A 26,058-nucleotide genomic window follows, 5' to 3' on the forward strand; every position below is an offset into this window, starting at 1 on the left:
CCCCGCTACACACCCGATTCCTTATATCGCAGTCGGACGCACCTGCGGACGTGAACGTCAGGAACGTCCTCCCGCGCGACGCGATTCCGAGCGTCGACGACCCGACCTACGACCCCGTCGCCGAGTACGATGGCGACGGCGACGACGAGGTCGTCGTCGTCGACGGCGAGCAAGCCCGTGCCTACCCCGTCCGGTACCTGCACTACCACGAGATCGTCAACGCAGAGGCCTCTGACGGCAGTCCAGTCGCCGTCACGTGGTGTCCCCTCTGCGGGAGCGCCGTCGTCTACGAGCGCACCGTGGCCACGGACGACGGCGCGGACCCCCGGACCCTCACCTTCGGCGTGTCCGGCAAGCTGGCAGACGACGACCTGGTGATGTACGACCGCGAGACGGAGAGCGAGTAGAAGCAGAGCCGCGGCGTCGCCATCGACGGCCCGCTCTCCGGCGTCGAACTCACCGTCGTCCCGGCCGCGATGACGACCGTCGACCGCTTCCGCGACGCGAATCCCGGCGGCGAGGTGCTCGTCCCGCCGGGCGGCGAGAGCGAGGCCGCCGGCGAAGGCGACGAGCCCGAACCCATCGACTACGACGTGGCCCCGTACGAGCACTACTTCGAGATGGACGGCTTCGGCCTCGCCGCCCACCGTGGCACCGGCGACGAACGCGACTGGGACCGCAGAGACCTCGACCCGAAGGCCGTCGTCCTCGGCCTCACCGTCGGCGACGACGCCCTCGGGTTCCCGCTCTCGCGCGTCGAGGCGAACGGGAGCGTCGCGCAGACGACCGTCGGCCACCGCGACGTGGTCGTCTTCGCCACCGAGGACGGCATCCACGCCTTCGAGAACCCGGGACTCGCGTTCGAACGCACCGTCGAACCCGGGACGTTCGTCGCCGACGGTGCCCGCTGGGACGGCGCGACCGGCGAGAGCGACGACGGCCGGTCCCTGGAGCGACTGCCGAGCCGTCGGCTGTTCGCGTTCGCCTGGCAGGACGACCACGGTGCCGACGCCTTCCACGAGAACGAGTAGTCCGCGACCGCGAGCGTTCGACGAGCCGTTACTCGTCGTCGTCTTTCATCTGCTTGAGCTGCCCGACGAGGTCCTCGTTCGACATGTCCCCCTGGTCGAACGAGACCTCACCCTCGTGGTCGTGCTCGTGGACGGTGACCGCGTCGTCCTCGTCGATGTCGCTGTCCTGGTCCTGTTGTTCGGATTCGTCGTAGCTCCCAAAGCCCATTGGATTCGAAACGAGGGGCGGCAGCTATGAAAAAGGTCCGTTCTCGGATTGCCGGAAAATGTAAAAAATTCTATAGTAGCCCTGAACGGATTCGAACCGTTGTCATGGGCTCCAAAGGCCCATATGATTGGCCACTACACCACAGGGCTAAGCAGTCGAGGGTTGCGCATGGACCGATTTATGCGTTGTTATTCCTACGGGACCGGTGTCGGTATCCGTCCGATCTCGGCTAATCGATGACAGCTCCGACAGAGGCAGATTACGTTTTCTATCGTGTGAGCGTCCTGCGGGTCATCGAACTCTCGAACTGGGACGATGTGGTGAACATCCGGCTCCCGCCCCATATCGGTCCTCGTACGTCCACATGACTGACATTCGTGGTCGTCACGTTCCAAGGCCGCTCGTTTCACCGGATACCAAGAACCGCTGTAGTCGCTCGGGTCCCACTCCTCGTCCGTTGACATCCAGGCTGAGAGACAATCCCGTGAACAGAACCGACCGACGCTACGCTCGCGGTCCGACTTGAGCACCGTCATCTCGACGCCGCATTCGTCACAGTTCCGGTCGACACGCTGTACGTCCCACACTTCCCAGGAGGCGTCGCCGAGAAACTCGTCACTCTCGTCTACACAGGTCGGACAGTACACCCCGTCCTTGTCCGACGGGTAGTACTCGAACGCATCTCCACACCGAGCACACGCCGCCCTCTCCGTCGCGTCCTGCCAGTTCCCGTTGTGCTCGCCGGCATTCGGGTTGCAATCGTCGCAGTACTCAAGTCGGGCTTTGGGGTCGTAGAATTCGGTTCCACAGCCCGAACACTTCCGATTCGGCAGCGAGACGCCGTGGACCTTGGTGTGGTGCTGGCGCATCCCCCGTTCGGTCGACAACACCTTCTCGCAGGTCGGGCACTCCATACTTCCAGCAGCCTCCTGGTCGTATTAAACCCACGCCAGCCGTGGTGAAAGTAAAACCAGGTTCAGTCCGCGCTCTCGCCGGCGGCGACCTCCAGATAGCAGCACTGGTCGGCCTCGGCGTCGAAGCAGTCGGGGCACTCCTCGCGTCGGTCGATGATGGTGTCGAGTCGCTCGGCGACAGTGTCGTCGATGACGGCCTCCAGGGCGCTGGCCTCCCCGCGGTAGTCCTCGACCTCCAGGACGTTCGCGAGGAAGCGCTCGATGATGCAGTAAGTCTGGAGGGCGTCCTCGGCGCGGACGATCCCGTCGTCGGTGAGTGTCGCACCCTTGTACTTCTCGTGGTCGACGAGCCCCCGGTCCTGGAGCTTGCCGACCATCTCGTTGACACTGGCCGGCGAGACGTCGAGCATGTCCGCCAGCGCGCCCGTCGCTGCCGGCCCGTCTTCCATCCGTTGCACCAGGTAGATCGCCTTGAGATACTGGTCTGCGGTGTTCATCGGTTGGTCCTCACGCTCGTCGCTCCATGACTTCGGTGACCTCCTCGACGCCCTCCGCCTCCTCCTCGCGGATCTGGCGGAGTGTGTCGAGTACCAGTTCGCGGTCGATGCTGAACTCGCTCTCGCTCGCCTCGATGGCCTCGACGAGGTCGTCGTAGAACTTGTACGCGGTCTCCTCGTTGCAGAGCTGGTCGTACAGCAGCCCGTCGAAGTCCTCCGGCTTGGTCTGGGCGTACTGGGCCTCGACCAGCTTGTTTATCTCCTCGTAGGGGACCGTCTCGGCGTCCAGGTCCTCGATGAGTGCCTCGAGTCGGCTGCGGTGCTCTGCTGACTCCTCGGCGGCGTGTTCGAGGAGGTCGCGAACGTCCTCGTCGACGCCCTCCTCGTCCTCGAAGGAGTCCAGGTGATGGTACGCGCGGGATTCGACGACTTCCTCCAGCACCGCCCCGATCTGCAGGAGACGGGCGAGCTGGTGGTCGGTCGCGACGCGCTGCCCCAGGCTCATGAGGGAACGGTAGAGAGCCGGTCACTTAACGCTCTCCCTCTCCACTCGACGCGCTCCCGGGCCGACCGGTGGCGTCGACGAGCCGCGCGCTCAGTCGTCGTCGAGGGCGGCTGTGACGGCGTCGAAGGCGTCGCGCCTCGCGATGCCGTAGTCACCGCTGTCGGGCAACAGGTCCGGGTCGCCGTCGTGGCGTCCGACGAGGTGCAGATGGAGGTGTGGAACGGACTGGTAGTCGGTGCTGTCGTTGAGGACGGCCACGCCGTCGAACCCTCGTTCGTCGCTCCCACCGCCACGCATCCGGGTCGCGAGGTCCTGCACGTGCGCCATCACGTCCCCGAGGACGTCCGGCGGGACATCGAACAGCGATTCGTGGTGGGGTTTCGGAATCACGAGCACGTGCCCTGGCGCGACCGGGTCCAGCGGCGAGAAGGCGAGCGTCCCCGCCCCCTCCTCGCCACCGTCGCGTTCCTCGACGACGAGCGCGTCCGCCTCGCCCGCGACGATGTCGCAGAACACGCAGTCGGTATCGGTCATACGCTGGTCGACGAGAAGGACCCACCTCAAGCTGCCGGCAGTGTGCGAAAGAACCGCAAAGAAACGAGCGCGGCGGCCGGACGCGGCGAGCGCGTCACTCGCGCAGCCGTTCGGCGACGAGCTCCTCGATGTCGTCGCGGAGTTCGTCGACGGCGACCTCCTCGAGGACCGGGACGAAGAAGCCCTCGACGAGCATGTTGCGGGCGCTGCGCGGGTCGACACCGCGGCTGGTCATGTAGAACAGGTCCTGTTCGTCGACCTGCCCGACCGTGGCGGAGTGGCTGGCCTCGGTGTCGTGGTTGTTGATGATGAGCTTCGGGGAGGCGTCGGCCTCGCTGTCGTCGGAGAGCATCAGCGTGTTCTCCCGCTGGTAGCTGCTGGTGTTCCAGGCGTCGCGGCCGACGTCCTGTACGCCCTCGTACACGGAGCGGGCGCTGTCGTCGAGCACGCCGCGGGTGACGAGGTCGGCGGTGGTGTGCTCGGCGCGGTGCCAGACCCGACTGTTGATGTCGAAGTGCTGGTCGTCGTGGCCGAAGAACGCGCCGACGATGTGGCTCTCGGAGCCGTCGCCGTCGAGCGTCGTCTCGACCTCGCTCTTGGTCAGGCGCGAGCCCATGTTGGCCTCGATCCAGTTGACGTTGGCGTAGGTGTCGGCGGTGCCGCGCTTGAGCGTGTAGTTGTACGTCTCGTCGTCGAGGTTCTGGAGGCTCCCGTACTGGACGTGGGAGTTCTCGCCGGCCGCAACCTCGACGATGCCGCTGTAGTAGCGCTCGCCGTCGACGCTCGCATCCGAGGCGCTTCCCGCCTCGCGGTCCCCGGTGGACTGGCGCTCCAGGATGGTGACGGAGGCGTTCTGCTCGGTGACGACGAGCGTGTAGTTGAACAGCGACTGGCTGTTCATCGTCGTCCGGATCTTCACGTCTTCGGCGTCGACGCCCTCGGGCACGTAGACGACGGTGCCGTCGGTGAACAGCGCGGTCGAGAGCGCGGTGAGGTAGTTCTCTTCCGGGTCGACGATACTGCCGAACTGCTCCTCGAGGAGGTCACCGTGCTTGGCGACGGCGTCGCTCCACTCGAGGACCTCGATGCCCTCGGCGCTCTCGCGCTCCTTGTCCTGGGCGGCGTTGAGCGGGTCGACGAAGCCCTCGAAGTCGAGGGCGTCGAGGTTCGTCCAGTCCCGCCCCGGCGTCCGGATGACGTCCGGCATCTCGAGGTCGTCGAGCGCCTCGAGCGCCTCGAGCCGGGTCTCGAGGAGCCACTCGGGCTCGCCGAGCTGCTCGGAGATCTGCTCCACCTGGTCTCGTGTGAGGTTGGCGTGTACCTGTGTGCTCATGATTATCCGAGGCTCCCCTCCATCTCGAGCTCGATGAGGCGGTTGAGTTCGACCGCGTACTCGATGGGCAGCTCCTCCGTGATGGGCTCGATGAAGCCAGCGACGATCATCTGCTTTGCGTCGTCGTCGTCCAGTCCGCGGGACTGGAGGTAGAAGACGTCCTCGTCGCCGATCTTGCCGACGGTCGCCTCGTGGGCGACGTCGACCTTCGACTCCTGTATCTCCATGTACGGCATCGTGTCCGAGGTGGACTCGTTGTCGAACATGAGCGCGTCACACTCGACGGACGTGGAGGAGTTCTCCGCGCCGTCGGCGATGTGGACGAGGCCGCGGTAGTTCGTCCGGCCGCCGTCCTTCGAGACGGACTTGGACTCGATGGTCGACTTCGTGTCCGGCGCGTTGTGGTACACCTTCGCGCCGGTGTCGATGTTCTGGCCCTCGCCGGCGAACGCGATGGTGATGTGGTTGTCCGTCGCGCCGCGGCCCTTCAGGATGGTCGCCGGGTAGAGCATGGTGGCCTTCGAGCCCATGCTGCCGGAGACCCACTCCATCGTGCCCTCCTCCTCGACGATGGCACGCTTCGTGTTCAGGTTGTACGTGTTCTTCGACCAGTTCTGTACGGTCGAGTACTGGACGTGGGCGTTCTCGCCGACGAACACCTCGACGCCGCCGGAGTGCAGGTTGAACGCGGAGTACTTCGGGGCGGAACAGCCCTCGATGTAGTGCACCTCCGAGTTCTCCTCGGCGATGATGAGCGTGTGCTCGAACTGGCCCATGCCCTCGGAGTTCATCCGGAAGTACGCCTGGACGGGCATGTTGACGGTCGTGTCCTCGGGGACGTAGACGAACGACCCGCCGGACCAGATGGCGCCGTGGAGCGCGGCGAACTTGTTGTCGCTCGGGGGGACGCACTTCGTCATGAAGTACTCCTTGACGATCTCTTCGTGCTCCTGGACGGCCTTGTCCATGTCACAGAAGATGACGCCCTTCTCCTCCCACTGCTCCTGCATGTTCTGGTAGACGATCTCGGACTCGTACTGCGCACCGACGCCCGAGAGCGCGTTCTTCTCGGCCTCCGGGATGCCCAGCTTGTCGAAGGTGTCCTGGATCTCGTCCGGGAGGTCCTCCCAGTTCTCCGCGCCGCCGCGCGTCTCGATGTCCGGCCGGATGTACGGGACGATCTCGTTCAGGTCGACCTCGCTCAGGTCGGGCTGGCCGGGCCAGTCGGTCGGCATCGGCATCTGCTGGAACTGCTTCAGTGCACGCAGACGGCGGTCGAGCATCCACTGCGGCTCGTCCTTGTCCTCCGAGATGAGACGGATGGTCTCCTCGGTCAGGCCCTTCTCGGTCTGGAAGGCGGAGCTCTCCTCCTTCTTGAACTCGAAGCGGGCTTCGGTGTCGGTCTCTTTGAGGTGGTCTTGATCGGAACTCATGGTTGTGGTGTAGTGGTGTCGGGGTGGTTTACGCGGTGCCGTAGACCTCGTCGCGGACCCAGTCGTAGCCCTCGTCCTCGAGCTGCTCTGCGAGCTCGGGGCCGCCGGACTTCGCGATGCGGCCGTCGATCATGACGTGGACGTGGTCGGGTTCGACGTAGTCGAGGATGCGCTGGTAGTGGGTGATCTGCAGGACACCCGTGCCCTGCTCGTCGCGGAGCGCGTTGATGCCGTGGGAAACGTCCTGCAGGCGGTCGATGTCCAGTCCGGAGTCTATCTCGTCGAGCACCGCGATGCTCGGCTCGAGGATGGCCGCCTGGAGCACCTCGTTCTGCTTCTTCTCGCCGCCGGAGAAGCCGGCGTTGAGGTAGCGCTGGGCGAACTTCTCGTCCATGTCCAGCTGCTCCATCTTCGCCTGGAGGAGCTTCTGGAACTCTGCGACGCCGACCTCGCCCTCGTCCGCGGGACCCTCCATCGGGGAGGTGTCGTAGCCGTCCTCCTCGTCTTCCGGCTCCTCTTCGTCGTCCTCGAAGAGCTCCTCGCGCTCCTCGAGCTTCGCGTTGAGAGCGGTGCGGAGGAAGTTCGTCATCGTGACGCCCTCGATCTCGGCCGGGTACTGGAAGCCGAGGAAGATGCCGAGGGCGGCGCGCTCGTTGGGTTCGAGGTCGAGCAGGTCCCAGGTGCGCTTGTCCTCGGGAATCTCGAAGTCCTCGCCGAAGTCACCCGGCTCGAGGTGGAGTAGTACCTCGCCCTCTGTCACTTCGTAGGCCGGGTGGCCGGCGACGATCTTCGCCGTCGTGGACTTCCCGGAGCCGTTCGGTCCCATCAGGGCGTGGATCTCGCCGGATTCGACCTCGAGGTCGACGCCGTCGAGAATCTTCTCGCCATCGTCTTCTGCAACGCTCGCGTGGAGATTGTTGAGTTCGAGTTTTGCCATGCTGGCTACCTCTTAGTGTTCTAGTGATAGGGTGTCGGCCCCATAATCCTTGCGTATTCCCGTGCCTCTGATTCGCATATCGAAAAAAATTGTTCACGATTTTAGAATCGGGTGTGGCGGCGGTGTGGGAGCCCGACACTCCGATTCCGGGCCTACATGAAGCTGCCCAGCCCAGTCTGCTCCTGTCCGGTCTTGACCTCCTCCCAGGAGATACCGAGCGCCTCGATGACGCGAGCGATGGGGCCTTTCAGGGTCTTGTCGAGCATCTTGTCGTAGTCGACCTCGAACTCCGCCGGAATCTGGTCTGCGTAGTCGAAGCAGATGACGTCCTGTTCGCGCTTGAACTCGCCGTAGCGGTGGTCCCGCTGCGGGTCGAACTCGCCCGCGTCCTCGAGCTCCTTGAAGTAGTCCGGGTGGACCTTCTCGAGGTAGAGCCGTTTGGGCTTCGAGCCGCGGTCGAAGTTCGTCCCGAACAGCAGGTTCGCGTACTTCGCACCGCGGACGTGGGCCGTGTCCGTGTCGTAGTTGTCGATGCGCTTGCCGATGCCGCCCGGGATGGCGATCTCGTCGTAGCTGTACTCGCCCGCCAGGAACCGCTCGATGACGTCGTGGATGTACTCCGTTATCTCGGACTCCTCGGCACCGCGGACCACCTTGTCGATGACCTCGTGCTGGACCTCCTTCGTGATGGGCGCGATGTCCGAGCGCTTGTACTCGAAGCCGGTGATGTCGATATCGTCGACGTGTTTGCCCTCCTTCCAGATGATGTGGCCCGCGTAGCGCTTCTTCTTGCCCGCCTGGAAGAACCGCCGGTAGAGCTTCTCGAACTCGATCTGGAAGCGGTGCTCCTCGCCGCCCTCGATGTCGACGTTCAGCTCCTCCGCGGCGAAGGCGTCGTAGGAGTCGTTGATGTGCTCCTCTATCTCGAAGGACTGCTCGATGGCTCCCTCGGGAGTCACGTCCTGTCCGAGTTCCAACATTACAGAATCAGTGTCACCATAAGCAACCTGGTAGTTTATCTCGTTCGCGGCCTGTTCGGTGAACCGGATTACCTCTCTCCCTGTAGCGGTTACGGCGGCACCCATCTCCTTGTCGTAGAGACGGAACCGGTCCCACCCAAGAACGCCGTAGAGAGAATTCATAATTACTTTGACAGCTGCCTGCTGCTGGTCGTACCGCTCGTAGTCCTGGCTGCCGGGGTCGTGCTGGTTCCGCAACTCCTTCTTGGCCTCGCGCTCCGCCAGCAGTTCGTCGACCATCGCCCGGATCATCCCGTCCTCGTCCTTGCGGAAGTGGGTGCCGTTGGGGGCGCGGTACGTGTCGCCGTCGAAGGATTCGGGGTCGACCTTCGTCTCGGGGCTGGCGTTGATGGTCACCATGCACATCGGGTAGAGCGATTTCAGGTCGAGTACCGTCACCATCTCCTTGACGCCCGTGATGGGGTCGAACACCGCGCCGCCCTCGTAGTCCTCGGACTCCTGCTTGCCCTTCGAGGGGAGCGCGAACTCGCCGTGGACCTTCTGGAGGACGTACATGTCGACGGCGTCGCCGGCGGTCGGGGCGTCCTCGAGCTTGCAGCCGACGAACGTGCGCACCTCGTCGTAGAACGAGATGATGTCCTGCTTCGCGTCGATCTCGACGCAGAGCTCCACGTCGCGGAGGTTGTACTCCAGCAGCCGGCCGGGGTCGTTCTCCCAGAGGTCGCCGATGTCGCCGGTGTAGCGCTCCTTGCCGGCGTCGAGCTCGGTCTCGCCGACGGCGTCGAGCCGGTAGGAGTCGAGCTCGGTGAACTGCCGGCTCTTGTAGGCGTACAGCAGGTCGAAGACGACCCGCCCCTTCACGTTCGGGCCGCCCCAGCCCGAGCGCCAGACCTCGTTCACCCGGGAGAGCCGGTTCGGGTCGATGTCCTGGTCGTGCATCGTCGAGTCGAGCACCTCCAGCCGGTCGAGGAAGTACGGGGCGTCGAAGTCGTCACAGTTGTGGACCAGACAGCTCTCGGCAACGAAGTTGTGGGTAGTGGTTTCGATGTCGTACGTCGTCTCGGTACCGGTCACGCTGACGTCGGTAACTTCGACGAACACGTACTCCTCCCAGTCATCGTTCACCGACTCGTGTCGTTTGAGGTTGATTCCACGTCGGTGCTTGTCCTCTCCAACACGCCTGACTTCGGAGTCCGAGTCGGGGTCGAAGAGGGCGTACGAGATGTTCTCGGTCTGTCCACTTCTCCCACCCTCGAACGCCCGGAGGGACTCCACTTTGGCCGGATGGTTCATCTCCGGGAGCACTCGCCGCTTGAGACGGCCGATATCTCGTTGTGAATCGGGAATCCTGACAACGTTCCGATTCTGCTGCGCATAGATGCCGAGGCGTTTGAAGAGTTTGACGTACCACTCACCGATGCTCTCGTTCTCTGCTGCGACAGTAATCCCGGTCTTTCCGATACTCCCGTCACCATCGATAACTCCGGCAAGGAACGAGCTGACGTACTCTTCCGGCATCCGGAACACTGGTGATAGGTCCACGTCAGTTTCGTTCTTATCACCCAACGGGATCCCGAGTCCGTTGAACGCGTACATCGTCGCGTAATCGAGAACGTTCTGCTTGTAACAGCCCTTCCCGTCGGGTGTCTGCGTGTTGCTGCCGGGGAACTGGTCGTGGAGTTCGGGCTTCGTGTTGTAGAACCGGACGCCACTGTCGGTCGACATCGTTCCGTCGGTCAAGACCAGTCCAGCAAGGTAGAGCTCGTCCTCCGTCATCTCCCGGTCCAGTTCCGCCCCCGTCTCTTTGTGTACACGCCCGCCGTCCGGAACGGGAACATCGTAGTTGGCTGCAGCTTCCCGACACCGTTCTACACTCCAGACCGTGGGGGATGGGTGGTAGAGCGTCTCTTTTTCCACATCAAATCGTTCGGCGAGTTCGGTGACTGCACCGTACGGTAACTCCCCCTTGAACCGGCTAATCGTCTCTTGTGAGGCGTACCGTTGCCTGTCAACCGGGACGAGTTCGCTGAACGTTGGCAGCCGTTCTTCGGCTACCGGGAGCCGTCTCGGTTTGAGGACGTAGTCCCCGACCTCGATGTCGCCTCCCTCCTTCCAGTCGACGTCCGCATCGTCACCGACCATGATACGATGGTCTGCTGACGATTCGAGCGTCGTTCCGTCGTCGAGCGTGAATTCGAGGATTTCCTTCTCGCTCGACCACTTGTTCGTCACTTCGGCAACTGCCGTCTCCTGTCCCTCCGAACCAACGACAGCATCTCCGACCGAGACGTCTTTGATCTCAGTTGTCGTCCCGTCCGCCATCTGGACCTCCGAGTCCTCCGGAAGACAGTTCCAGCCGGTCATCACGTCGGGGTCGGTCTCGTCGATGTAGTCGAGGAACGCCTCGAGCATCTTCCGCTCGGCCTCGAGCTGGTCCTCTCCGTCGAAGATCTCGACGCGGAGGTCCAGCTCGCCCTCGATGGGGTCGTAGTCCGGCAGTGCGTCCGGGGCATCGCCGTCGTACTCGTCGGCGATGGCGAGCCAGACGACGTACTCGTCGTCGTAGGAGTCGTGCGAGGTGAGACAGATGATGGGCTCGTCGCCGTCCTCGGGGAAGCCGTTGCGGTCGTCGACCTCGATGTCGAACGTGTTGACCCGCGGGTCGGCCGTCAGCTCGGTCGCCTCGACCTCCTCGTGTGGGACCCGAATCGAGCCGCTCTCGCCGCGGCGAGCCGGGACCGTGATACCGCTGTTGATGCCCTTGTCGACGAGGAACCGGTTCGGGAACAGCACGTCGGCCTCGTAGTGGTCGAATCGGTCGCGGATGTTCCCCACGTCGCGCGGCGTGCGGCCGAAGATCTTCGTCAGGCGCTCCCCCCGGATGCTCTCGTAGGGCTCGCCGTCCACGTCGGTCGCCTCCCAGTCGACGATGACGTTCTCGTCCTCGAGTTCGGACTCGTCGAGCGAGTCGGTCGGCGCGTAGAAGTACGGCTGGAAACCGAACACCATGACGTGCTCGGCGGTCCCTTCGGCGGTCCGGCCGAAGACGTGCATCACGGGCTGTTCGTGCTCGCCCGACCCCTCGACGGTGTAGTCCACCTGCATGACGGAGAGCGAGACGGTGCCGTCGGGGTCGGGGAACAGGGCCTCGTCGGCTTCGACGAAGTCGGCGTTCTCGAGACCAGGCGTGGTGACGGCCTCGGCCTCGGCGACGAGGTCGGACTCGCTGAGTCCGTCGTCCTCGCTGTCGGCCGACCCGCCGTCACCGAACGCGCCCCCGAGCGTCAGCTGTTCGGAATCCCCTGCGTCGGTCATTGGAGGCGGTTCGGGGGCAGCAGTAAAAACAGCCGTGGTTCACACCCCGCAATCGCAACGTTCGCCCTCGGTAAGCGACCGTTACCATCGGTTGCTGTCGGTCGGGTCTGATTTCCCCGCGGCAACAAGACATATACCTTGGTACTGTCTACCAGCCTCTGAGGTGACCGGCTTGTCCGACCACGCAACGCAATCCGACGGACGCACGGCCGATAGAGACGAGACTGACGGCGTCGAGTCTATCGAGACATACGAGACCGACGACGGGACGGTGTTCTACGACGCCGAGAACCCGCTTGCGTGGCTAGAGGCCGGAGAGACGTTCTCCCTCCGAGAGCACGCCTGAGCCACCTGCAACGGACCACGCGAACGAGCAACCCTTTTGCTGCCGCCGCCCCAACAGCGAAGCGTGCTCGACGACCTACTGGAGGGGAACGAGGAGAAAGGCCCCGGCGAGCCCGACCCGGAGGCCGACCTCCGCGACTACGAGGCGGAGCTCACACCCTCCGTGCAGATTCCGGAGGCACCCTCGCCGTCGTCGCCCGCCGACGTCGACGCACCGGCGGAGCTCCAGCGGAAGTTCTGGGTGCTCGTCCTCGCGTTCAACGGCGCGCTGCTCGCCGGGAGCCTGGGTGGGCTGTACGTCGTCTTCCGGAACGACTGGTACCTCGGGGGACGGCTGCTGGCCGCCGGGCTGGTCTGTTTCCTCTACGGCGCGTACCGCCTCCGGACGTGGGACCTCCCGAGGGGCGATGGCACCAAGGCGGTCTCGGCGTCCACACCTGCCGAGTCCACCGACGCCGACGGACCCACGGGCGGGGACGAGGAGACCGCTCCGGCTGCGACGACGGACGGCACGGGCGACGACAAGGACTAACCCTTCGCGCTCGAAGCCCGACGCATGCGAACGGTCCGCGACGAGCACGGCCGCACGTTTCTGGTGGTCAAGGAGTCCGGCGAGTCCACGCTGGTCCGTGACCCCGAGACCGGTGCCGAGGAGTTCCGCCCGAACGAGCGCCTGACCACGGTCGACGACGGGTCCGGGCTCGCGGTCGCCGCCGGTGCCGTCCCGCCGGCGGTCCGCCGAATCCTCAGCGCCACCCACGACGACCGCTCGCTCGGCCTCCTCGTCGAGCTCGTCGACCGCGAGGCGGTTGCCGTGCGCGACCTCCTCGCAGACTACGACCTCTGCGAGAGCGACCTGCTCGGCCTGCTGACCGAGTTCCGTGCGGCAGGGCTCGTCGAGGAGGCCCGCATCGCCGGCGAGCGTGGCTACGCCGCGACGGCGCTGGCGGCGGAGGGTATCGAGCTACTCAGAGCTGAGTAGCGTCAGTCCAGCCCGGGAATCGGCCGTTTCCCGCGCGTGACCGTCGACCGGTTGGTCGTCGGGTCCTTCTCGACGTGGACCAGCGAGTCCGCCGCGCCGACGAGCTCCTCGTCGTGACTCACCAGGATGATCTGCTCGACGCCGTACTCCGTTCGCATCGTCTCGACGAGCGTGAGCAGCTGCGACACGTGACCCGAGTCGAGGAAGACGGTAGGCTCGTCGAGGATGAGCGGCGGCATCGGTGCCGCCCCCTCGACACCCTCGGAGAGCAGCCGGTAGATGGCACAGCGAAGGCTGAGGTTGAACAGCGCGCGCTCGCCGCCCGAGAGCTGTTCGGGGTCGAGGGTCTCGCCGTCCTTCTGGTACACCGTCAGCTCGTAGTCGCCCGAGAGCTCGATATGCGAGTACGAGTCGTTCTGGTAGACGAGGTCGAACGTCTCGTTGAGCATCCGTTCGAGCGTCTCGACGTTCCGCCGGCGGAGCTCCGCGCGCAGGTCGCTGTACATCTCCTGGAGGTCCTGGGCCTCGTCGTACAGCGATTCGAGTGCATCGACGCGTTTCGCGAGTGCGTCGCGCTTGGTCCGGAGCGACTCCAGTTCCTCGATCTCGTTGCGGACGCCGCCGATGCGGTCCCGGAGGTCCGCCTCCTCCGATTCGAGCGTCTCGAGCGCCTCGGTCGCCTCCTCGAGGTACTCCTCGGCGCGCTGTTTCTCGCTGCGGGCGGTCTCGACCCGCTCCTCGTCGACCGCCGACTCGAGCTCCCGTTTCCGCTCGCGTTTCTCCGCGAGGCGCTCCCGACGCTCCTCGTTGAGTTCGGCCTTGCTCGCGCGCTCGTCACGCAGTCGCTCGGCCTCAGCCTCGACCGAGTCGACCTCGCCGAACAGCTCCGAGAGCCGGTCCAGCGTCTCGATGGTGGCCTTCACGTCGGCGCGCTCGCCGTTGGCCTCGCCGAGGTCGCTCCGCAGGTCGTCCGCCGCCTCGCGGGTCGAATCGGCCTCCTCGCGCCGCTCCGCGGCCTCTGACTCGAGCTCGTCGGCCTCCTCGCGCAGGTCGGCGGCACGCTCGCGCTTCTCCGAGACGTTCTCGGCCTTCTGCTCGCGGAGCTGCGCCATGTTGTCGCGGTTCTCGCGCAGGCTCTCGACCTCGCGCTCGGCGTCGCGGAGGCTCTCGGCGCGGTCGATGCGTTCGTCGAGCGCCTCGATGTCCGCCTCGAGCGCCTCGAGTTCGGCTTCCTTCGACGCCAACTCCTCGCGGTCGTCGGCCAGCGAGTCGACGTGGGGCGAGCCGTCGACGGGCTGGCCGCACTCCGGGCACTTGCCCTCCTCGAGCAGCGCCTCGGCCTCCTCGATGCGGTTCCGGAGCGTCTGTACCCCGGTTCGCAGGTCGCTGGCCTCGTCCCGCAGTTCCTCGCGCTCGTCGCGGCGGGCCGCGAGGTGCGACTCCGCATCGCCGAACTCAACGGGTGCGTCGTCGAACGCCTCGCGGTGCGCCTCGATGTCGTCGTCGAAGCCGTCGAGCTTCTCGCGCAGGTCGTCGAGGTCGGCGTCGGCCTCGTCGGCCTCGGCTTCGAGGTCGGCCGCCTCCTCGCGCCGCCGCTCGGCCTCGTTCTCCAGCTCGGCCGCGCGCTCGGCCAGCCGGTCGGCCTCGTCGGATTTCGTGCTGATCTCGACCGAGAGCTCGTTGATCCGCTCCTGCAGCGCTTCGGCTTCGCTCTCGAGTTCGCCGAGCCGGTGCTCGACGAGTCCGGCCGTCTCGTCCGGCGCGAGTCCCGTATCGTCGGACAGGTCGCTCGCGTCGGGCAGGTCGACCGCCTCGAGGAGGTCGTCGCGCTCGGCGCGCAGGTCGTCGAGGTCGTCGGTCCGGTCGGCGATGCGGGCCTTCAGCTCCTCCCGCTCGCGCTCGGTCGCCGCGATGGCGTCCTGCAGTTCGCTCACGTCGGACTCGACCGACGCCAGCTCCTCGCGCTTTTCCTCGTGGTCGTCGAGCACGGCCCGGGCCTCGTCGCGTGTCGACTCGGCCTCCGCCACGTTGTCCTCCAGTCGCTCGATCTCCGCGCCGGTCTCGTTCAGTTCGCTCTGGAGCTCGTTGAGCTGGTCGTGCAGGCCCTTCGCCTCCTTCGCCGCAACCTGCTCGTCGAGGCTCTCCTTCCGGCCGCGGGCGTTGTCGAGCACGTCGTTCACGCCCAGCCGGGCCTCGCTGGCGCGCTCCCGGTACTCCTCCAGCTTGCCGAGCTGCAGGAGGTCGTCGATGATGTCCTGACGGGTGCTCGGGCTGGCGTGGATGAGCTTGTTCACCTCGCCCTGGCGGACGTACGCGCAGTTGACGAACGCGTCGGCGTCCATCCGGAGCAGGTTCGTGATGGCCGCGTCGACCGAGCTCGGCCCCTCCCAGGATGCGTCGCCGCCCTCCAGCAGGCAGTCGTGCGACACGCGGTCGCCGTAGTCCTTCAGGCTGCGCTCGAGGCGGTAGTCGACGCCGTCGTGGCGGAACCACAGCTCGACCTCGCACTCCTCCTCGCCGGTCCGGATGACGTCCTCCCGGGTCCCCGGAATCGCGGCCGAGCCGTACAGCGCGAAGAAGCACCCCTCCAGCAGGCTCGACTTCCCGCTGCCGTTGACGCCGTGGACGACGGTGACCCCGCGGTCGAGCCGCAGGTCGGCGTCGCCGTAGCACTTGAAGTTCGAGAGGCGGACGCGGTCGACCCTCACAGGAACTCCTCCATGGACGCCTGCGAGTCGCTCCCGGCGGCCTGTTCGTCTGCGTCATCGGTCGGTTCGTCCGGTGGCTCGTCGAGTGCGGGGTCGGTCTCGGGGGCCTCGTCGTGTCCGGCGTGCACCGCGTCGCCACCGTCGGTCGACGCGGGCTCCGACTCCGGTGGTTCGTCCTGGCCGTCTCCGTCCGTCGGCTCGGCCGGGACCGTGTCGTCGGTTGCGTCGTCGTCTGCCTCCTCGGCGGCGTCGCCGCCGGGGTCGTCGGGGTCGTCCCCGGCCGTCGGCTCCGCGCCCTCGAAGGCATCGAGGTCGCCGCCGTCCACGAGCGATTCGACCCGGTCCTTCACCGAGTCGCGGACGTTCGAGTCGGCGACCTTCGAGGCGCGGACTGTCTCGTCCACGTCGCGGGCGGCCTGGCTCAGCCCGAGGTCGCGGACGCGCTCGCGAACTGCCTCGTCGGGGTCCGCGAATGTCACGTCGACCGCCTGCTCCTCGTCGAACTCCCGGCGGTCGTTCACCCGGGCGACCAGCGCGCCGCGGTCGATGGCCAGCTCCTCGACGGGGGCCGGGGAGACCGCCTCGCCGTCGCCCGTGACCGTGACGACGACGACGGCGTCCTCGCAGTCGTGCTCGCGCACCGCCTCGCGGACGCGCTCGACGCCCTCGCCCGGCTTCAGTTCGACGTCGACGAACCGGAACGACCGGGTGTCGGGGATGCCACGGCGGCTGATGGCCACCGTCTCCTCCTCCGTGGCGACGATGTTGTACCCCCGGTCGTCCCGCTCGCTCGCGCTCGCCCGCTCGGTCGACCCGCAGTAGGTGACCCAGGTGTCGTCGACCTCCTCGACGCCCGGCGCGTGGTTGTCCCCCAGCAGCAGCGCGTCGAACTCGACCGACGACTCCGCGAGGAGCCGCTCCGTGTCCCAGTCGGCGTGTGCGAACGGCTCGAACAGTCCGTGGCTCACCAGCATCGCGTAGTCGGCGTCGTGCGCGCCGAACTCGTAGTCGAGGTCATCCCGGCGTGACCGCGGGACGAAGTCCAGCCCGTAGAACGCCGTGTCGCCGACGACGTGCGGCTCGCTGTCGAGACGGGTGGCGAGCCCGAGGTCCTCGAACAGGTCCAGCCACTGCCCGTCCCGTTTCCCCTCGTGGTTGCCGACCACGGCGAGGAACGGAATCCCGGCGTCGGCGAGGTCCCGGAGCGCCGCGACCGTCCCCTGGAGGTCCCTGAGTCCGGGGCGTCGGTCGTGGAACAGGTCGCCCGCGTGGACCACGGCGTCCACGTCGTCCTCGACGGCGTCGGCGACCACCCGCTCGAACGCCCGGAGGAAGTCCCGCTGGCGCTCGGGCGAGTGGTACTGCCGGTATCCGAGGTGGGTGTCGGCGGTGTGAAGCACCCGTGTCATATGACTGCCTCTATCGCGTGATACCGTAAAGACGTTCCGCGATTACCAGTCCGTGTTCGAGTCCGGGGTCGTGCTGGCATCTCCGTTGATATCCCGGTTTTGGCTGTGTCAGGAACGACCGTGACTGCGAACAACCAGAAAGCCCCTTTCAGTCCCGCCCCGCAATCACACCGCACCGCGCGCACCCCGGCTGGATGGGAAGCGTCGCCGTGAGGGGTTCCACGACTGCAGGGCCGGCCCTCTCAGAATCGAAACGACACGCGACCGAACACTCACGTTCGGTTCCACGAATCGCGGCCGGCACACCAACATTCAAGACCGGTGCTGGCGAGAACAACAGTGACGGATGGGCACGAACGACGGTAGCGAGGAGCTGGTAGCCGACGCCGAGATGCTGGCCGGGCTGGACGGCGTCACACCGGTCGCGGCGGCCCAGCTGACCGACGCGGGCGTCACGGCGGGCGACGTGACCGAGAAACGGGTGACGTACACGGACCTGGTCGAGGCGGGCGTCGAGCAGCGCGTGGCGACGGCCCTGCGCCGGGAGTACTCGCTCTCGTGGTCGTCGACGCTGGGCGACGGCCTCGACGAGCGGGCCGAGTCGATGGGCGGGCTGCAGGACGACGAGCGCGACTGGGTCGCGGCCTCGACGAGCGACTGGGAGGAACTCGGCGTCCGGGAGTACGACCCGGTCGAGCGCGACCCCGTCGACATCTGGGCCGACCGGGAGCGCCCGACACCGGTCGAGACGGTCGTCGACGGCTGGGTGGCCGACCAGCTCGCAGCGGCGGGCATCACCTCGGTGCGCCAGCTCGCGTGGGTCGACGCGGCGGCGCTCGCGGAGGCGCTCGACGTGAACGTGATGCAGGCGAGAACGTGGCGGTTCTCGGCGCGCGAGGCGTTCCAGCGGGCGTAACGAACCGACCCGAATATTTACTACCGGTGTAGTGTGTTTTCATCGACTCGCGAGCGCCGCTGAGACGCCGGTAGCGTTCCGCTCCAGCTCGCTCGTGCGTTCGTCCGATGCCCCGTTCCGAACACCACGCTTTAATAGGCGGTTCGTGGAACTTGGAACCGAATGCGACCCATCGACGACTCACCCATCGTCCGCGACGGAAAGGTACTGATTCTCGCGATGGACCACGGGCTGGAGCACGGCCCCGTGGACTTCGAGCCAGTTCCCGAGACCATCGACCCCTCGACGGTGTTCGACGTCGGCACACACGACGCCGTCACCGCGATGGCCGTCCAGAAGGGCGTCGCCGAGGCGTACTACCCCTCCTACGAGGACGACGTGAACCTCCTCATGAAGCTCAACGGCACGTCGAACCTCTGGATGGGCGAACCGGACTCGGCCGTGAACTGCTCGGTGGACTACGCCGTCGAGGAGGTCGGTGCCGACGCGCTCGGGTTCACCCTCTACGGCGGCTCCAACAACGAGATAGAGATGGCCGAGGAGTTCCGGAAGGCCCAGGAGAACGCCCGGAAGCACGACGTCCCGATGGTCATGTGGTCCTACCCGCGCGGCCAGGGCCTGAAGAACGACCGCGACCCGGAGACCATCGCGTACGCGGCCCGGCAGGCGCTCGAGCTCGGTGCGGACATCGCGAAGGTCAAGTACCCCGGCTCGCCGGAGAACATGGAGTGGGCGGTCGACGCTGCGGGGAAGGTCAAGGTCGTCATGTCCGGCGGCTCGAAGACCGACGACTACGCGTTCCTCAAGCAGGTCGAAGGCTGCATGGCGGCCGGCGGCAAGGGCCTCGCGGTCGGCCGGAACGTCTGGCAGCGCGAGAACCCCACCGAGATCCTCGACGCCCTCGAAGCGGTCATCTACGAGGGTGCCTCCGCCGAGGAAGCGCTGGACCGATGATGCAGGAGAGCGCCCACGACGCGACCGTCGACGCGGTCGTCGACGTCATCGCCGAGACCGCACCGGAGATCCGCACGGGTCTCGTCGGCCGACGCGGCACCGTCGACGAGGAGAACCCGAGCGGCGACGAGCAGGTCGAGGCCGACGTGTGGGCCGACGGCCTGCTCGAGGACCGCCTCTCGCGCATCGACGGCGTCGGACAGTACGCCAGCGAGGAGCGCCCGGAGGTCGTCGACTGCGGCGAGGGCGTCGCGGTCGCGGTCGACCCGCTCGACGGCTCCTCGAACCTCAAGTCGAACAACGCGATGGGCACCATCTTCGGCGTGTACGACGCCGAGCTGCCGGCCCGCGGCGAGGACCTCGTCGCCGCCGGCTACGTGCTGTACGGCCCGGTCACGACGATGCTCGTCGCCCGCGGCGACACCGTCGTCGAGTACGAGCTGAGCGGCGACGAGCGCGGCGTCATCGAGCGCGACGTGACCATCCCCGACGACCCCGTCGTCTACGGCTTCGGCGGCCGCGTCCCCGACTGGCCCGACGACTTCGCGGCCTACGTGGACGAGGTCGAGGACGAGCTGAAGCTTCGCTACGGCGGCGCGATGATCGCCGACGTGAACCAGGTCGTCACCTACGGCGGCGTCTTCGCGTACCCGGCGCTCGACTCCGCGCCGAACGGGAAGCTCCGCCTGCAGTTCGAGGGCATCCCCATCGGCTACGTCATCGAGACCGCCGGCGGCGCGTCCTCCGACGGGAGCCAGTCGCTCCTGTCTGTCGAACCCACCGAGCTACACCAGCGCGTCCCCGTCCACGTCGGGAGCGAGGAGTACGTCGACCGGCTGGAAGCGGCGCTGGACTGACCTCGGCGACTCCGCGCCGCCACCGCTCGTTCCGCCGTCGCTCGCACACTGAGTATCTGTGGCCGCTTCTCGACGTTCCACTCGTCGTTCGCCAGCGGCAGGTACGACTCGGGGCCTCGGGTTCCAGTGCGCGGTCCAGCCGGAAGCCAGCGTCGGCGAGTTCGTCGTCGCCCTCCCAGGGCCCCGTCGATGCGTCGGAGTCGGAGTTCGCGGGGTCCCCGGATGGTAACGTGTGGCCGTCGTCGGCCAGCCGTGGTATATCTTCTCCCGGTTCGTCACAGGCCCTCGTCGACGAGGTCGCGCCGGTACGTCACGTCGATGGTGAAGCCACCGTCACGCAGCTGGAAGCACACCTCATCGAGGTTCGTCGCGTAGGTCTTGAAGTGGTTGCCGTCCTCGTCGACGCGGTCGTGTTCCACGACGAGGTCGTGGTCCTGCAGCACGTCGAGCCGGCGGTAGATGGTCGCCTCGGAGGTGTTACATCGGTCGGCGAGCGCCTGTGCGGACAGCTCCTCGACGGAGGTGAGCGCGAGGATGCGCCGGGCGTCGGCGCGCTCGAACACGTCGAACAGGGTCTCCGCGTCCCACTCGTTGGACACGCGAGAAGCGAACGGCCCCAGACGCAAAAATCGTGTGCGTTCCCCCGGCAGCTTCACTGCGTGAGAACGCGACCGGAGTGGCCCACGACGAGCCCGCAGACCGTCCGGACGGAGATACCGGGGTAATGCGAGGGATTCGACGGGTGAGTTCGGCGTGTCGACGTGGGCGCGAAATTCCACCCCCTTATTCGTCGGTATCGACCCCCTCGAGCTTCACGAAGCCAGAACAGGCGCCACTCCCTTTTCCCTGAAACCGGCCATTCGTGAGTGAACGATGTCCCAGAGCTTCCACGGACAGGCCGGCACGGAAACGAAGGAGAGCATCGAGCTCACGCTGGAGACGGAGACGTTCTTCCAACTGGTGCGCCGATACAAGTGGACCAGCCGCTGGCTGGCGCTCCAGCTGTTCCTGCTCGCGATGACCGCGACGGTCCCGTTCCTCTGGCCCAACGGCAAGGAACTGGCCGGGGTCGTCTTCGGCGTCGGCCTCACGATGACCATCTTCGTCGCCATCACCGGGCTCGTCGTCGGCACCGTCAACGCGGCCAGGCGGCTGTACAGCGCGGTCCGCAACAGCGACGCCGTCGCGACGTGACCGCCGGTCCGCGACCAGCGTCGGCCTCCTCCACGTCCTGCCACGGCCCACCTCGGCAATCGTCGCGGGAACCCAAAGGGAAACCTTTCTCACGAAACCCCGCGCACGACCTGACATGAAGGTGCGCATCAGCGAGGGCGCGTCGGCCGAGGAGGCGTCGGCAATCGCGGCCGCACTCGCCGAACACGTCGGGGACGACGTCGAGGTGTACGTCGGACAGGACGACGAACCGGCGGCCACGCACGACGCTCCGGAGGGCGAGAGGGACCAGTCCGACGTTCCGGAGGAGTACGCCGACCTCGGCCCGACCGAGCGCGAGGAACTGCTACTCGAACAGATCGAGGAGATCATGGAGGGTGGGCCCGCGAAGTACAAGGACACGCTCCACGAGGAGAACAAGCTGTTCGTCCGCGACCGCCTCGACCTCTGGTTCGATGCCGAGCGCAGCTCGCCAGGCAGCCAGACGCAGTCTGGCGACGACGACGACGATGACGGCGAGAACGCCTTCCTGTTCGAGGACGGCAAGTTCGCGGAGTTCGACGCCGACGACAAGCTCCCCGCCGACGGGCTCATCACGGGCGGGGCGACGTTCGACGGCCGCGACGTCCACTTCATGGCCAACGACTACACGGTCAAGCGCGGCTCGATGGCCGCCAAGGGCGTCGAGAAGTTCCTGCGGATGCAACAGCGCGCGCTGAAGACCGGCCGTCCCGTCCTCTACCTGATGGACTCCTCGGGCGGCCGCATCGACCAGCAGACCGGGTTCTTCGCCAACCGCGAGGGCATCGGAAAGTACTACTACAACCACTCGATGCTCTCCGGGCGGGTCCCGCAGGTCTGTGTCCTGTACGGTCCGTGCATCGCCGGCGCGGCGTACACGCCCGTCTTCGCCGACTTCACCGTGATGGTCGAGGGGATGTCCGCGATGGCCATCGCCTCGCCGAGGATGGTCCAGATGGTCACCGGCGAAGATATCTCGATGCAGGAGCTCGGCGGCGCGCGGATGCACGCCGAGGAGTCCGGCAGCGCCGACCTCGTCGCCGAGAGCGAGGAGCACGCCCGCGAGCTCGTCTCCCAGCTCGTCACCTACCTGCCCGACAACAGCGACGAGGACCCGCCGCGGACGGAGCCGAAGCCCCCCGCCCGTTCGCCCGAGGGCATCGACTCGGTCATCCCGCAGGAGCCGAACAAGGGCTACGACATGGAGCGGGTCATCCAGCGCATCGTCGACGAGGGGAGCTACTTCGAGCTCAGACCCGACTACGGCAAGGAGATACTCACCGCCTACGCACGCATCGACGGTCGGCCGGTCGGCATCGTCGCCAACCAGCCCGCCCAGCGCGCCGGGGCCATCTTCCCCGACGCCGCCGAGAAGGCCGCGGAGTTCATCTGGAAGTCCGACGCGTTCAACATCCCGCTGCTGTACCTGGCTGACACGCCCGGCTTCATGGCCGGCTCGGGGGTCGAGAAGGACGCCATCCTGGAGAAGGGCAAGAAGATGATCTACGCCACCTCCTCGGCGACGGTGCCGAAGCAGTGCGTCGTCGTCCGGAAGGCCTACGGCGCGGGCATCTACGCCATGTCCGGGCCCGCGTACGACCCCGAGTCGACCATCGCGCTCCCCTCCGGCGAGATCGGTATCATGGGGCCCGAGGCGGCCATCAACGCGGTCTACGCGCGGAAGCTCAACGAGATCGACGACCCCGAGGAGCGCGCCCAGCGCGAGCAGGAACTCCGCGAGGAGTACCGCGAGGACATCGACGTGCGCCGGATGGCGAGCGAGGTCGTCATCGACGACGTCGTCCCGCCGTCGTCGCTCCGCACCGAGCTGGAGAACCGGTTCCGGTTCTACGAGACCGTCGAGAAGGACCTCCCCGACAAGAAGCACGGCACCGTACTGTAGCCCGAACGGGCCGTTCGAGTCGGCAGGGATCTGTTACCGACGGCCCGAACTCGTCCATCTGCTGGTGGTACCGGAGTCATACATAGGTAGCGACCGTCCGTAGTGGGCTTGCCCGAGGACCGTGACGTTTCGTGGACCACGACCGTTCCGGCCATCGGGACAGGTTACGCGGCGGACCGTCGATCCGCCGGTTCCTCCCCTTCACGGCGGGAACATTCATCGTCCCCAACGGCGGTGCCGTCGGCGCCGCACGGTCGACGCTGCGGGCTGCCCGACACCATCACACCACCCAGTCGTCCCTCGGGCAGCCAGCACAACGGTATCGACCGTGGGGTCGTTCCGTTTCGACCGGCCTGCCGGTCACCGAGACGACTGTTCGTAGCCTTCTGCTGCTCGTCTGAGCCGTCGGACCTCCGCGAGCACCGCCTGCCACTGCTCGACGGTGCCCGGAAGCTCGTCGTCGCCGTCGTCGAAGGCCGCCCGCTGGTCGAGCACGAGGTTCTGCACCGACCGCGGGTCCTCGACGTTCCAGAACGCGAGCTCGGTCCCCAGTCCGCCGGCCGTGTCCACCGAGACGGTACCGTGACCGAACAGCCTGCCGAAGAACCCCTGTTCGTAGGAGCTGTTCTGGACGCTCTCGAAGCCGACCGCGAGGACGTCCCGCGAGAGCACCCCCTGTTTGCGGTAACACCGCCGACTCGTCACGACGAACTCGACGTTGCGGATCCAGACGTACGCGAGCACCGGTGGGACGACGCCGAGCAGAGCCAACGGCCACACCGGCACTGGGAACGCGTCACCAGCGGTCAGCTGGAGCCCGACCGGGACGACGGCGACGACCAGGCCGACGAACACCGCCGGGATGACGCTCTGGACGCGTGGCGAGGCCGCCCAGAGCACCTCCTCGCCGTCCTCGAGCGTGAGCCAGTCCCGGCTCATCGTCCGCGCGGGCCGGAACCGTCGTCGTCCCTGGCGCTGGGCGTCCCGTCCGGCGGCTGACCGGCGCCGTCAGCCGACCGGCCCTCGCGAGCCTCGATGCGCTCGAAGGTCTCGCGCATCGTCCGCAGCTCGGCGAGTATCTCGTCGAGCACGGCCTCCTTCGGGGGTGCGTCCTCGCCACGACGGTCGCCCCCGCGGCGGTTCTCCTTGATGAGCCGGTTGATGCGCTCCTGGACGGCCTTCGGGTCGGCGACGGACTGGAACTGCATCTCGACGCCGGAGCCGCCCGCGGTCGAGATGTCGACGTTACCGTAGCCGAAGTAGTTCCCGACGACGCCCTGGCTGAACGAGATGTTCTGGACCTTGTCGAAGTCGACGCGCTGGACATCCCGGGAGAACACGCCCGACTTCGTGTACAGGCCGTCGGTCGTGACGACGTAGTCGGTGTTCTCGCGCCAGAGGTACGCGCCGACGATGATGAAGATACCCACCAGCAGGATGACGAGCGGCACGCCGAAGACGAGCGCTGGGACGATACTCATCGGGTGGGGGTTGCCCGACCAGACGATCTCCTCGTCGTCGTCGAGGCTCAGCCAGTCGAACTCGGAGCCCCCCGTGTCGGGTGAATCGGTGGCTGTCATACTGCCGACTTCTCCTGCCCGGAAGAAATAGTTACTGCAGTCGCTCCGACTCCTGTCTGGTGGTCACCATTCCCTGCGCTCCGTCTCGGGCACATCTGTGCGCTCTGTCAGTTCGTCCCGCAGGCAGGAGCTCCACCGACACGTGTCGGCCTGTTTCCTTCCACGAAGGCTGAACACTAATATAGGATGAATCCCTTTGACTCATTCGATGGCTGTGGTCGAACGACACGCCTGTGAAGGCTGTGACCGCGAGTTCTCCCTCGACAACCTCCACGCGGTCACGATGCCGGGTGGGTCACGAGCCGTCTGCTGCCCCGAATGCCGGGAGTACGCAGAGACGGTCACCGACAACGGGTCGGACATCGACCAGCGACGACGCGAGTGCGACGGCTGCACCGAGGAGTACCTCGTCTCCGAACTCGAGGAGGTAATCCTCTCGGACGGAACGAGCGTCCTCTGCTGTGACTCCTGTGCCGAACACGCGCCGTCGAACGACGGCGAGACGGACCCCCGCAGGCAGGAGGAGTCCGAAGCCGAGACGGCGGCCGAGCTCGAGTCCAAGGAGCCCTCGAAGGCGAGCCGCCAGCGTAACCTCTGCCAGCAGTGCAACGACTGGTACTCCATCGAACTCTACCGCGTCGTGACGGTCGACGACCGTACCGAGAAGTTCTGCCCGGACTGTATGGAACAGGCCCGCGACGACGGAATCATCAAGGACGTCCGGATGCGCCGTGCCGAAGCCTACGAGGTGCTCGGTGCGGCCGGCTTCGAGGACGCCGACGACCTCAGGGACGCCTACATCGCGCAGGTCAAGGCAGTCCACCCCGACCGGGCCGACGGCTCGCGTGCGGAGTTCAAACGCGTGCAGGCCGCCTACGACCGGCTGCAGGACGAGTTCTAGACCGGGTCCTCCCGACGCACGTAGCCGAGGGTCGCCGGGTTGAAGAAGTACTGCGCGTCGCACTCCTCGCAGCCCGCCACCAGCGCCTGGTTGTGTTCGAACATCTGCCAGAGCTTCTTCTGGATCTCCTCGACGTCGAGGGTGACCGTCGTCCCGCAGTTCTCGAAGTTGCAGGGGAAACGGACGAACCAGTTCGGCGTCGACAGCGTGCCCAGCGGTGCGAGCTCCGAACGGAGCCGGGCGAGGAGGTTGAACACCGTCACCTCCATCTCGTCGGGGTCGAGCGAGACCTCCTCGTGTCGCTGGAGATAGCCCCCGAGCTCGACGCCGTCGGCGGACAGCGGGAGGATGGGGATTCCCTTCGCGACCGCGTAGCCGATCTCCTGGTTCACCCAGCGGTTCGTCGCGCTCGCCTCGGTGAGAACGACGACGAGCAGGTCGCTGTTGGTGAGTCTGCCCTCGAGGTCCTGCCGGTTCCGGCCGGGTTCGATCTGCTCGAGCGCGATGTGGATGTCGAGGTGCAGGTTCTGGACCGTCGAGAACAGCTCCTGGACGAGGTCGAGGTCCGACGGTGCGTGGGAGACGAACACCTGCTCTTCGGCCATGCCGGAACCTCGCCGGT

Annotated in this window: 24 protein-coding genes, 1 tRNA gene and 1 pseudogene; 10 read left to right on the plus strand and 16 right to left on the minus strand. The window is 66.4% G+C overall.

Going from position 1 to position 26,058, the window contains the following annotated elements; all coding sequences use genetic code 11:
- Window positions 1–50: 50 nt before the first annotated feature.
- Window positions 51–1,031 (plus strand): annotated as a pseudogene (locus BLT27_RS02065) (DUF3179 domain-containing (seleno)protein).
- 28 nt (window positions 1,032–1,059) lie between these two features.
- Here BLT27_RS02065 and BLT27_RS02070 read toward each other — a convergent pair.
- The 10 genes from BLT27_RS02070 to BLT27_RS02115 form a co-directional block, all read right to left on the minus strand.
- Window positions 1,060–1,239, minus strand: a complete 180-nt coding sequence (locus BLT27_RS02070) for a DUF5786 family protein (RefSeq protein WP_089731371.1) — start codon at window positions 1,237–1,239, stop codon at window positions 1,060–1,062.
- 76 nt (window positions 1,240–1,315) lie between these two features.
- A tRNA-Gln gene (locus BLT27_RS02075) sits at window positions 1,316–1,388 on the minus strand.
- A 45-nt stretch (window positions 1,389–1,433) separates the two neighbouring features.
- Complete coding sequence (locus BLT27_RS02080; protein ID WP_089731372.1) at window positions 1,434–2,153, minus strand: HNH endonuclease; 720 nt, start codon at window positions 2,151–2,153, stop codon at window positions 1,434–1,436.
- A 62-nt stretch (window positions 2,154–2,215) separates the two neighbouring features.
- Window positions 2,216–2,650, minus strand: coding sequence for a metal-dependent transcriptional regulator (locus BLT27_RS02085; protein WP_089731373.1), 435 nt, complete (start codon window positions 2,648–2,650; stop codon window positions 2,216–2,218).
- A gap of 10 nt (window positions 2,651–2,660) precedes the next feature.
- Window positions 2,661–3,155: a rubrerythrin gene (locus tag BLT27_RS02090; RefSeq protein ID WP_089731374.1), complete on the minus strand. Its 495-nt coding sequence runs from the start codon at window positions 3,153–3,155 to the stop codon at window positions 2,661–2,663.
- Window positions 3,156–3,245: 90 nt separating this feature from the next.
- Window positions 3,246–3,689 carry an HIT family protein gene (locus tag BLT27_RS02095; protein ID WP_089731375.1) on the minus strand — a complete coding sequence of 148 codons (444 nt, stop codon included), beginning with the start codon at window positions 3,687–3,689 and terminating at the stop codon, window positions 3,246–3,248.
- A gap of 94 nt (window positions 3,690–3,783) precedes the next feature.
- On the minus strand, window positions 3,784–5,022 hold the full coding sequence (sufD, locus tag BLT27_RS02100; protein ID WP_089731376.1) for a Fe-S cluster assembly protein SufD: 1,239 nt from the start codon (window positions 5,020–5,022) through the stop codon (window positions 3,784–3,786).
- A 2-nt stretch (window positions 5,023–5,024) separates the two neighbouring features.
- On the minus strand, window positions 5,025–6,455 hold the full coding sequence (sufB, locus tag BLT27_RS02105) for a Fe-S cluster assembly protein SufB (protein WP_089731377.1): 1,431 nt from the start codon (window positions 6,453–6,455) through the stop codon (window positions 5,025–5,027).
- A gap of 28 nt (window positions 6,456–6,483) precedes the next feature.
- The gene (locus tag BLT27_RS02110; protein WP_089731378.1) at window positions 6,484–7,392 is read right to left on the minus strand and encodes an ABC transporter ATP-binding protein; all 909 of its coding nucleotides are present in this window, start codon (window positions 7,390–7,392) and stop codon (window positions 6,484–6,486) included.
- A 152-nt stretch (window positions 7,393–7,544) separates the two neighbouring features.
- Entirely contained in the window at window positions 7,545–11,687 is a 4,143-nt protein-coding gene (locus tag BLT27_RS02115; RefSeq protein ID WP_089731379.1) for a DNA polymerase domain-containing protein, read from the minus strand.
- Between the two features lie 163 nt (window positions 11,688–11,850).
- Here BLT27_RS02115 and BLT27_RS02120 point away from each other — a divergent pair, with 163 nt between their 5' ends.
- From BLT27_RS02120 to BLT27_RS02130, 3 genes are all read left to right on the plus strand, one after another.
- The gene (locus BLT27_RS02120; protein WP_089731380.1) at window positions 11,851–12,033 is read left to right on the plus strand and encodes a DUF7331 family protein; all 183 of its coding nucleotides are present in this window, start codon (window positions 11,851–11,853) and stop codon (window positions 12,031–12,033) included.
- Between the two features lie 63 nt (window positions 12,034–12,096).
- A complete protein-coding gene (locus BLT27_RS19555) occupies window positions 12,097–12,564 on the plus strand; it encodes a DUF7322 domain-containing protein (RefSeq protein ID WP_175526345.1) in 468 nt (155 codons plus the stop codon).
- 24 nt (window positions 12,565–12,588) lie between these two features.
- The gene (locus tag BLT27_RS02130; RefSeq protein ID WP_089731381.1) at window positions 12,589–13,014 is read left to right on the plus strand and encodes a DUF7346 family protein; all 426 of its coding nucleotides are present in this window, start codon (window positions 12,589–12,591) and stop codon (window positions 13,012–13,014) included.
- A gap of 2 nt (window positions 13,015–13,016) precedes the next feature.
- On the opposite strand, the gene rad50 is transcribed toward BLT27_RS02130, so the two are convergent.
- Window positions 13,017–15,722 carry a DNA double-strand break repair ATPase Rad50 gene (rad50, locus tag BLT27_RS02135; RefSeq protein ID WP_089731382.1) on the minus strand — a complete coding sequence of 902 codons (2,706 nt, stop codon included), beginning with the start codon at window positions 15,720–15,722 and terminating at the stop codon, window positions 13,017–13,019.
- Complete coding sequence (gene mre11 / locus BLT27_RS02140; protein WP_089731383.1) at window positions 15,719–17,131, minus strand: DNA double-strand break repair protein Mre11; 1,413 nt, start codon at window positions 17,129–17,131, stop codon at window positions 15,719–15,721. The genes rad50 and mre11 overlap by 4 nt, the downstream gene beginning before the upstream one ends.
- 346 nt (window positions 17,132–17,477) lie before the next feature.
- Between mre11 and BLT27_RS02145 the strand changes: the two genes are divergently transcribed.
- The 3 genes from BLT27_RS02145 to BLT27_RS02155 all read left to right on the plus strand — a co-directional run bounded on the left by BLT27_RS02145 (window position 17,478) and on the right by BLT27_RS02155 (window position 19,858).
- Window positions 17,478–18,047 (plus strand): DUF7409 domain-containing protein, encoded by a 570-nt coding sequence (locus tag BLT27_RS02145; RefSeq protein ID WP_089731384.1) that lies wholly within the window; start codon window positions 17,478–17,480, stop codon window positions 18,045–18,047.
- 162 nt (window positions 18,048–18,209) lie between these two features.
- The gene (locus tag BLT27_RS02150; RefSeq protein WP_089731385.1) at window positions 18,210–19,001 is read left to right on the plus strand and encodes a class I fructose-bisphosphate aldolase; all 792 of its coding nucleotides are present in this window, start codon (window positions 18,210–18,212) and stop codon (window positions 18,999–19,001) included.
- The gene (locus tag BLT27_RS02155) at window positions 18,998–19,858 is read left to right on the plus strand and encodes a class 1 fructose-bisphosphatase (RefSeq protein ID WP_368086017.1); all 861 of its coding nucleotides are present in this window, start codon (window positions 18,998–19,000) and stop codon (window positions 19,856–19,858) included. The genes BLT27_RS02150 and BLT27_RS02155 overlap by 4 nt, the downstream gene beginning before the upstream one ends.
- A gap of 275 nt (window positions 19,859–20,133) precedes the next feature.
- On the opposite strand, the gene BLT27_RS02160 is transcribed toward BLT27_RS02155, so the two are convergent.
- Window positions 20,134–20,457 carry a winged helix-turn-helix domain-containing protein gene (locus tag BLT27_RS02160; RefSeq protein ID WP_089731386.1) on the minus strand — a complete coding sequence of 108 codons (324 nt, stop codon included), beginning with the start codon at window positions 20,455–20,457 and terminating at the stop codon, window positions 20,134–20,136.
- A gap of 274 nt (window positions 20,458–20,731) precedes the next feature.
- Here BLT27_RS02160 and BLT27_RS02165 point away from each other — a divergent pair, with 274 nt between their 5' ends.
- Both BLT27_RS02165 and BLT27_RS02170 read left to right on the plus strand, forming a co-directional pair.
- Window positions 20,732–21,052, plus strand: a complete 321-nt coding sequence (locus BLT27_RS02165) for a hypothetical protein (RefSeq protein WP_089731387.1) — start codon at window positions 20,732–20,734, stop codon at window positions 21,050–21,052.
- Between the two features lie 115 nt (window positions 21,053–21,167).
- Window positions 21,168–22,955: an acyl-CoA carboxylase subunit beta gene (locus BLT27_RS02170; RefSeq protein ID WP_089731388.1), complete on the plus strand. Its 1,788-nt coding sequence runs from the start codon at window positions 21,168–21,170 to the stop codon at window positions 22,953–22,955.
- A 360-nt stretch (window positions 22,956–23,315) separates the two neighbouring features.
- Here BLT27_RS02170 and BLT27_RS02175 read toward each other — a convergent pair whose 3' ends face one another.
- Window positions 23,316–23,894 (minus strand): PH domain-containing protein, encoded by a 579-nt coding sequence (locus BLT27_RS02175; protein WP_089731389.1) that lies wholly within the window; start codon window positions 23,892–23,894, stop codon window positions 23,316–23,318.
- Window positions 23,891–24,535 carry a PH domain-containing protein gene (locus BLT27_RS02180; protein ID WP_089731390.1) on the minus strand — a complete coding sequence of 215 codons (645 nt, stop codon included), beginning with the start codon at window positions 24,533–24,535 and terminating at the stop codon, window positions 23,891–23,893. The genes BLT27_RS02175 and BLT27_RS02180 overlap by 4 nt, the downstream gene beginning before the upstream one ends.
- Window positions 24,536–24,743: 208 nt before the next feature.
- Here BLT27_RS02180 and BLT27_RS20110 point away from each other — a divergent pair, with 208 nt between their 5' ends.
- Complete coding sequence (locus BLT27_RS20110; protein WP_089731391.1) at window positions 24,744–25,436, plus strand: J domain-containing protein; 693 nt, start codon at window positions 24,744–24,746, stop codon at window positions 25,434–25,436.
- Here BLT27_RS20110 and BLT27_RS02190 read toward each other — a convergent pair.
- Window positions 25,433–26,041 carry a toll/interleukin-1 receptor domain-containing protein gene (locus tag BLT27_RS02190; protein ID WP_089731392.1) on the minus strand — a complete coding sequence of 203 codons (609 nt, stop codon included), beginning with the start codon at window positions 26,039–26,041 and terminating at the stop codon, window positions 25,433–25,435. The genes BLT27_RS20110 and BLT27_RS02190 overlap by 4 nt on opposite strands.
- Between the last annotated feature and the right edge of the window lie 17 nt (window positions 26,042–26,058).

Origin of the sequence: Haloarchaeobius iranensis, from assembly GCF_900103505.1 — an archaeon.
Classification (GTDB): domain Archaea; phylum Halobacteriota; class Halobacteria; order Halobacteriales; family Natrialbaceae; genus Haloarchaeobius; species Haloarchaeobius iranensis.

Excerpts from the sequence above, each read along its gene's own strand:
- BLT27_RS02080 (WP_089731372.1), bottom strand. The coding sequence starts at position 2,153 with ATGGAGTGCCCGACCTGCGAGAAGGTGTTGTCGACCGAACGGGGGATG.
- sufB (WP_089731377.1), bottom strand. The coding sequence starts at position 6,455 with ATGAGTTCCGATCAAGACCACCTCAAAGAGACCGACACCGAAGCCCGC.
- BLT27_RS02095 (WP_089731375.1), bottom strand. The coding sequence starts at position 3,689 with ATGACCGATACCGACTGCGTGTTCTGCGACATCGTCGCGGGCGAGGCG.
- BLT27_RS02180 (WP_089731390.1), bottom strand. The coding sequence starts at position 24,535 with ATGACAGCCACCGATTCACCCGACACGGGGGGCTCCGAGTTCGACTGG.
- BLT27_RS02150 (WP_089731385.1), top strand. The coding sequence starts at position 18,210 with ATGCGACCCATCGACGACTCACCCATCGTCCGCGACGGAAAGGTACTG.
- BLT27_RS02130 (WP_089731381.1), top strand. The coding sequence starts at position 12,589 with ATGCGAACGGTCCGCGACGAGCACGGCCGCACGTTTCTGGTGGTCAAG.
- BLT27_RS02155 (WP_368086017.1), top strand. The coding sequence starts at position 18,998 with ATGATGCAGGAGAGCGCCCACGACGCGACCGTCGACGCGGTCGTCGAC.
- BLT27_RS02190 (WP_089731392.1), bottom strand. The coding sequence starts at position 26,041 with ATGGCCGAAGAGCAGGTGTTCGTCTCCCACGCACCGTCGGACCTCGAC.
- BLT27_RS02115 (WP_089731379.1), bottom strand. The coding sequence starts at position 11,687 with ATGACCGACGCAGGGGATTCCGAACAGCTGACGCTCGGGGGCGCGTTC.
- BLT27_RS02170 (WP_089731388.1), top strand. The coding sequence starts at position 21,168 with ATGAAGGTGCGCATCAGCGAGGGCGCGTCGGCCGAGGAGGCGTCGGCA.
- BLT27_RS02070 (WP_089731371.1), bottom strand. The coding sequence starts at position 1,239 with ATGGGCTTTGGGAGCTACGACGAATCCGAACAACAGGACCAGGACAGC.
- BLT27_RS02090 (WP_089731374.1), bottom strand. The coding sequence starts at position 3,155 with ATGAGCCTGGGGCAGCGCGTCGCGACCGACCACCAGCTCGCCCGTCTC.
- BLT27_RS02175 (WP_089731389.1), bottom strand. The coding sequence starts at position 23,894 with ATGAGCCGGGACTGGCTCACGCTCGAGGACGGCGAGGAGGTGCTCTGG.
- BLT27_RS02110 (WP_089731378.1), bottom strand. The coding sequence starts at position 7,392 with ATGGCAAAACTCGAACTCAACAATCTCCACGCGAGCGTTGCAGAAGAC.
- BLT27_RS02085 (WP_089731373.1), bottom strand. The coding sequence starts at position 2,650 with ATGAACACCGCAGACCAGTATCTCAAGGCGATCTACCTGGTGCAACGG.
- BLT27_RS20110 (WP_089731391.1), top strand. The coding sequence starts at position 24,744 with ATGGCTGTGGTCGAACGACACGCCTGTGAAGGCTGTGACCGCGAGTTC.
- BLT27_RS02165 (WP_089731387.1), top strand. The coding sequence starts at position 20,732 with ATGTCCCAGAGCTTCCACGGACAGGCCGGCACGGAAACGAAGGAGAGC.
- sufD (WP_089731376.1), bottom strand. The coding sequence starts at position 5,022 with ATGAGCACACAGGTACACGCCAACCTCACACGAGACCAGGTGGAGCAG.
- BLT27_RS02145 (WP_089731384.1), top strand. The coding sequence starts at position 17,478 with ATGGGCACGAACGACGGTAGCGAGGAGCTGGTAGCCGACGCCGAGATG.
- mre11 (WP_089731383.1), bottom strand. The coding sequence starts at position 17,131 with ATGACACGGGTGCTTCACACCGCCGACACCCACCTCGGATACCGGCAG.